Below are 6,118 nucleotides of genomic sequence, written 5' to 3'. Positions count from 1 at the left end.
TTCCAGGACTACAACTTAGATTCAAAAATTATAGGTTAAAAAAACTATATGCGTTAATTAATGATTCAAATACAGATTCTTTACTTTAAAAGCTTTGTATAGGGGAGATTGCTTCGTCGCTTTGCTCCTCGAAATGACAAAAGGAACTTGCCAGTGGTGAAATAAATGAATAATTCAGGATGGATGATGAATGATAATTGATCCCATACAAATAAGATTTATATTGAAAAATATGTTTAAGTTTAGAGCAAAAAAAATCCCGAATATATTCGGGACTATAATGAGAGCCAACTACGGGACTTGAACCCGTGACCTCTTCCTTACCAAGGAAGCACTCTACCGCTGAGCTAAGTCGGCGCAACTAAAAAAATCACACTCTCCAGCGTGATTTTTTTTGAGCGGAAGACGGGGGTCGAACCCGCGACATTCAGCTTGGAAGGCTGACGCTCTACCAACTGAGCTACTTCCGCAATTTTGTTTCCAAAACTATTGGTAAACGCTGTGCAAATCTATAAAAACTATATTAAATCTGCAACTTTTTTTTCTAATATAAATGTGGGGAGAGCAGGATTCGAACCTACGAAGCCGAAGCAACTGAGTTACAGTCAGTCCCATTTAGCCACTCTGGAATCTCCCCAGACATATTATATTAAATTGAGCCTCCAGAGGGATTCGAACCCACGACCCCGAGATTACAAATCACGTGCTCTGGCCAACTGAGCTATGGAGGCATATTTAAAGAAGACTGAGAACATTCAGAGCAACTCTACTCTGCGCTACATCAGTAGTAAAAAAAGATCACCCCTTTTGGTGTGATCTTTCTGAGCGGAAGACGGGGGTCGAACCCGCGACATTCAGCTTGGAAGGCTGACGCTCTACCAACTGAGCTACTTCCGCAATTTTGTTTCCAAAACTATTGGTAAACGCTGTGCAAATCTATAAAAACTATATTAAATCTGCAACTTTTTTTTCTAATATAAAATGTGGGGAGAGCAGGATTCGAACCTACGAAGCCGAAGCAACTGAGTTACAGTCAGTCCCATTTAGCCACTCTGGAATCTCCCCAGACATATTATATTAAATTGAGCCTCCAGAGGGATTCGAACCCACGACCCCGAGATTACAAATCACGTGCTCTGGCCAACTGAGCTATGGAGGCATATTTTAAAAAAGAATTCAAAAGATCGCTGTTCCCTTTTTGCGAGTGCAAATATAGAACGGATTTTTTGAATTCTCAAATTTTTAAGTAACTTTTTTTGACTTTTTTCCTAAGCCATTTCTTTTTTCTTGATTAATAGCTTTTTAGCAGCATCAACACAAAGGTCTAAACTTTCTTCAAAACTGGCTGTTGTCTTTTTTACCACGATATCTTCTCCCGGAACCGCCAAAATGATCTCGGCTGTTTTATTCGTTTTATCCGAGTTATTTTCTACTTTTAAAAACACTTTGCATTCGTGTATTTTATCATAAAAGGTCTCTAGTTTGTTCACTTTTTTGTCAATGTGTGATTCTAGTGGTTCGTGTGGAGTTAAACCAATTGATTGTACTGTGATCTTCATAATTCTTCTTTTTTAGATGCTCGAGGGTGAGCTTGATTAAAAACTTTTTTCAATTGTTCAATATTAGCATTCGTATAGACCTGAGTACTGGCAAGACTGGAATGACCTAATATCTTTTTTACTTTAGAGATCTCTGCCCCATTGTCCAAAACGTGTGTAGCAAAGCTGTGTCTTAGAATATGAGGACTTCTTTTTTGCTTTGATGTTATAAGACTAAGGTACTTATTAACTACCACATAAACAAATTTTTCGTTGAGTTTTTTCCCTTTCTTATTGACAAAAAAACATGATTTATATTCATCCAGCGGCTTTCTGATCTTTAAGTAGCTCTGCAGCAAAACGGCTAAGTTTCCCGAGATCGGAATAAACCTTTCTTTATTTCCTTTCCCTATAATTTTCAGTTCATTTCCGCTTAAGTTTACATTCTCAAAGATCAGGCCACAAAGTTCGGCTTTACGGATTCCTGTCTGATACAAAACTTCCATGATACATTGTTCCAGAAGGTCATGCATTTCCTCAAAAATATGATCATCAAGCATTTGCATTTCCTCCTGAGACATCGGAATCTGCTTTTCGGGATAGAATTTAAGGGAAGAAATACTTTCAGTGGGAGAAACTTTAATTTCACCGATCTTTAAAAGAAAAAGATAAAAACTGCGAAGGGAAGATAATTTCCTGTTGATACTTCGTTTTGAAATACTATTTTCACTTAATTCGACAATAAAGTTCCTGATAACTTTTTTATCTGCTTTGGAAAGATCTTCCGAGGATTCTGTTCTGAGGTAAAAATGAGAAAAGTCTTCAAGGTCTCTTTTATAGCTTGTAATAGTATGAGGAGAATACCTCTTTTCGAATTGTAAATAATCTAAAAATTTACCTAGCATAAGTAGATGTATAAAAACAAAAATTCACTTTTCAAATATAAGTATTTGAAAAGTGAATTCAGTATTTTGGTTAAGAAAATTTCTTAAGCCTGTTCCTCTTTGCTAAGTGCTCTTTGTTTATGAGCAGCTTTCAATCTAGCTTGTCTTAAAGTTACAGAAGGCTTAATAAACTGTTGTCTGGCTCTTAATTGACGAACTGTTCCAGTTTTATCAAATTTTCTTTTATATTTTTTTAACGCTCTATCGATGGATTCACCATCTTTTACAGGAATTATTAACATATATTACATCTCATTTTGGACTGCAAAGATAGCTTTTTTTTATTATATTCAAAATTTATTTTTAAAATATTGCTGTTTCTTAAAACCATGGAAGTAAAAGTAGTGTTTTTACAACCTAATCTATGGTAAATTAATGGCAAACCGGGTTAATGTCACAAAGCCATACTTGAAAAAAATTCATCGATTAACCTTAATGTAAATAAATTTTCAATAAGCATACAAAACCTAATTAAAATTATCAATTATTCATTAAATTATGTCATTTTATGATATAAAAAACATTTTTTATCATTATTTTTAGAAACAAAATACTGAGAAAAAAATGAATATATTTCGACTAACTTTTGTATTAATGCTTATGATCATTAATACATTATCTGCACAGAGAGATACTGAGCATTGGATTGCGCCGTATTACAATAGTAGTGCTATAGACTATACCAATACCATCTTTCTGTCTACTGATTCAACAACCCCTTTTGGTGTAGAGATATACAGCAACAATACGCTCCTCACTACAGTCACCATCAGCAAAGGCAATCCTCAGCAGTATACCCTGGCTACCAATCGTATATACACTGAAGATGAAAGTGATGCATTCACGGTAATCAATAAAGGTGTATACCTGAAGGCCACCCAACCCTTTTTCTGTAACCTGAGACTTGCAAATGATGTTCATGCCGAAATTATTACCTGTAAAGGAAAAGCCGGCATAGGAAAAGAATTTTATATTGCATCAAGCCCTAATACCAATGTTGCCGGTAACAGGCCAGTCTATAATTTTACCGCAGGAATCCTGGCCACAGAAGACAATACATCGGTAACGGTAAGCTGGAATACTGCCGGGTTGATCTTCTTCGGAGGAACCCCTACAGGAAATTCCCATACCTTTACCTTAAACAAAGGACAGTCTTTTATTTTTGCAGGAGGAGGAGGAAATGCCTTCAGCGGAAATATTCCAAACCTGACTGGTTTTATCGGCGCCAAAGTCACGGCAAACAAGCCGGTTTCCCTAACCAATGGCAGTGTCAGCGGAAATTTTGGAGCAGGTGGCAGCGGTCTTCTGGGCAGCTCATCAGATGCTATTCTTGATCAGTCGGTTCCCCTTGAAAGGCTTGGGAATTCTTTTGCCATGGTAAAGACCAGGTCTACCGATCCTTCTTTAAACATGGAAGGGGGATTAATTGTAGCTACCGAAAATAATACCCAGATATTTTTAAATGGCTCCGCTACCCCCGTGCAGACCCTCAATGCGGGACAATGGTACAGAATCAATGAAAGCAGCTATATAGCCCAACCTGGGGCAGCAGGTCACTCCAATATGTATATTTCCACCTCAAAGAATGTATACTTATACCAGTTTGTAGGTGTAGGAGACAGTAATGCAACCTGCGGATTTAATTATATTCCTCCACTGAACTGTTTCCTTCCGAAAAAAATTGATGAGATCGGAAATGTTGATGTAATGCCGGGATCCGGCACAACACCCAACCTGAAACTGAATATTCTGACCGAAGCAGGAGCCACGGTAACCGTAAATGGTACCGCCCCTACTCCTGCGCAAGGTCCTTATCCGTTAGCAGGAAGCACCCAATGGGTAACCTATTCCCTAAACAATGTCACAGGGAACCTTACCATCAATTCCTCCAGAGCCTTAACTTCCGGGATAAACGGAGGATACAGCTCCGCCGGCTATGGCGGGTATTTCGCAGGATTTTCTTCTATTCCTATTATTGAGAAAAGCGGAGATTGTGTACCCGGAGCCGTGCTTGAGGTAGAAGCTGGTTTTGACAGCTATCAGTGGATGCTCAACGGAGTAGATATTCCTGGAGCAATTTCTCATACCTATACTCCCACACAAGCCGGAAATTATACCGTAAGAATACAAAACGGATCGTGTGCAGCCGTAGTAACACCTATTTTTAAGGTGTTCTCCTGTCTGAAACTTACCACGCAGAATATCAATGTATGTTCATCACAGGTAATTACACCAACATTTACTTCTTCAACACAGACACCTGTGCCCGGTACGGTAACGATTGTCACCCCTCCTACCAATGGTACAGCGGTAGTAAACCCTAACGGAACGATTACCTATACTCCCACAACAGGGAATGGAACAGATCAGATTGTTTACAGATTCTGTGGCAATGCCCCTGAGTTTATAGACTGCGAACAGGTTACCCTGAACATTACAATAGCACCCCTGACCGTAAATAACACCACACTTTCCACATGTCCGACGAGCACTTCCCCTCCTTCTGCCACTTTTAATCTTACTTTGGCACAGCCAAACATCAGTAACGCCGCGGGAGCTACTTTTACCTATTATGTAAACCAGGCAGATGCTACGGCAGGAAACGCAAGTACAATCGCTACCCCGACAGCATATACCTCCGGAAATGCTACAATCTATGTAAGAGTGAAGGTAGGCTCCTGTTTTAAAGTCGCTGAATTACAACTGAATTTAACACAGTCTGTTGTATCAACCATTACCGCGTCGTCTACAACAATATGCTATGGAGGAAACGTAACATTAACATCCGGCCAGGCAACAGGAAATACATGGTCTACCGGAGCAACAACACCATCCATTACAGTAACAACACCAGGAACCTATACCCTGACAAATTCCTCAGGAAACTGTCCGAGTAGTCCTGCGTCCATTACGATAACAGCGGAAAGTGATCCGAATATACAGATCACAGGAAACCTGGTTTTCTGTCAGGGCTCCTCAACTACCTTAACAGCTACGTCTGCAGGAACAGGGAACACCTATTCATGGTCAAATGGTACAACTGGAAGCACGATTTCGGTTTCAGCTCCGGGAACGTATACTGTTACGGTGGAAACTCCGGCAGGATGCCAGTATCAGGAATCAGTAACGGTAACACAAGGCGCTGTGCCTACCGTCCAGAATGCTAGTTTAAGCGAATGTACCAATAGTACGACTGCTACCTTTGATCTTACTTCAGCACAGCCAGCCATCAGTACAACTGCTGGAGCTACTTTTGCCTATTATGTAAACCAGGCAGATGCAATAGCAGGAAACGCAAGTACAATCGCTACTCCTACAGCATATACCTCCGGAAATGCTACAATCTATGTAAGAGTGAAGGTAGGAACCTGTTTTAAAGTTGCTGAATTACAATTAAATGTAACGCAATCTGCTGTATCAACCATTACTGCATCGTCTACAACAATATGCTATGGAGGAAACGTAACATTAACATCCGGCCAGGCAACAGGAAATACATGGTCTACCGGAGCAACAACACCATCCATTACAGTAACAACACCCGGAACCTATACTCTGACAAATTCAACAGGAAACTGTACGAGTAGCCCGGCATCCATTACCATAACAGCGGAAAGTGATCCGGATGTACAGATC

The 6,118-nt window shown here is 39.8% G+C and carries 4 protein-coding genes and 7 tRNA genes; 1 reads left to right on the top strand and 10 read right to left on the bottom strand.

Annotated features, from left to right (window positions below):
• Positions 1–285: 285 nt before the first annotated feature.
• The 10 genes from PMI13_RS19125 to rpsU all read right to left on the bottom strand — a co-directional run bounded on the left by PMI13_RS19125 (position 286) and on the right by rpsU (position 2,724).
• Positions 286–357, bottom strand: a tRNA-Thr gene (locus PMI13_RS19125).
• Between the two features lie 40 nt (positions 358–397).
• Positions 398–470 (bottom strand) — tRNA-Gly (locus PMI13_RS19120).
• 86 nt (positions 471–556) lie between these two features.
• Positions 557–637: transfer RNA gene (locus PMI13_RS19115), tRNA-Tyr, on the bottom strand.
• 20 nt (positions 638–657) lie between these two features.
• A tRNA-Thr gene (locus tag PMI13_RS19110) sits at positions 658–731 on the bottom strand.
• Between the two features lie 93 nt (positions 732–824).
• Positions 825–897, bottom strand: a tRNA-Gly gene (locus PMI13_RS19105).
• 87 nt (positions 898–984) lie between these two features.
• Positions 985–1,065, bottom strand: a tRNA-Tyr gene (locus PMI13_RS19100).
• Between the two features lie 20 nt (positions 1,066–1,085).
• Positions 1,086–1,159: transfer RNA gene (locus PMI13_RS19095), tRNA-Thr, on the bottom strand.
• A 109-nt stretch (positions 1,160–1,268) separates the two neighbouring features.
• Complete coding sequence (locus PMI13_RS19090; RefSeq protein WP_007846875.1) at positions 1,269–1,559, bottom strand: HPF/RaiA family ribosome-associated protein; 291 nt, start codon at positions 1,557–1,559, stop codon at positions 1,269–1,271.
• Positions 1,556–2,443 (bottom strand): tyrosine-type recombinase/integrase, encoded by an 888-nt coding sequence (locus tag PMI13_RS19085; protein ID WP_007846873.1) that lies wholly within the window; start codon positions 2,441–2,443, stop codon positions 1,556–1,558. Before PMI13_RS19085 ends, PMI13_RS19090 begins: the two co-directional genes overlap by 4 nt.
• A gap of 83 nt (positions 2,444–2,526) precedes the next feature.
• The gene (rpsU, locus tag PMI13_RS19080; protein WP_007846872.1) at positions 2,527–2,724 is read right to left on the bottom strand and encodes a 30S ribosomal protein S21; all 198 of its coding nucleotides are present in this window, start codon (positions 2,722–2,724) and stop codon (positions 2,527–2,529) included.
• Between the two features lie 322 nt (positions 2,725–3,046).
• Between rpsU and PMI13_RS19075 the strand changes: the two genes are divergently transcribed.
• Positions 3,047–6,118, top strand: a 3,072-nt coding sequence (locus tag PMI13_RS19075) for an Ig-like domain-containing protein (protein ID WP_157158224.1), incomplete at its 3' end; no start/stop codon positions are given.

The sequence above is a fragment of the Chryseobacterium populi genome (assembly GCF_000282115.1).
In the GTDB taxonomy this organism is placed as follows: domain Bacteria; phylum Bacteroidota; class Bacteroidia; order Flavobacteriales; family Weeksellaceae; genus Chryseobacterium; species Chryseobacterium populi.
The sequence above is the reverse complement of the archived record's forward strand: the minus strand, read 5'-3'. Positions and strand labels throughout refer to the sequence as shown.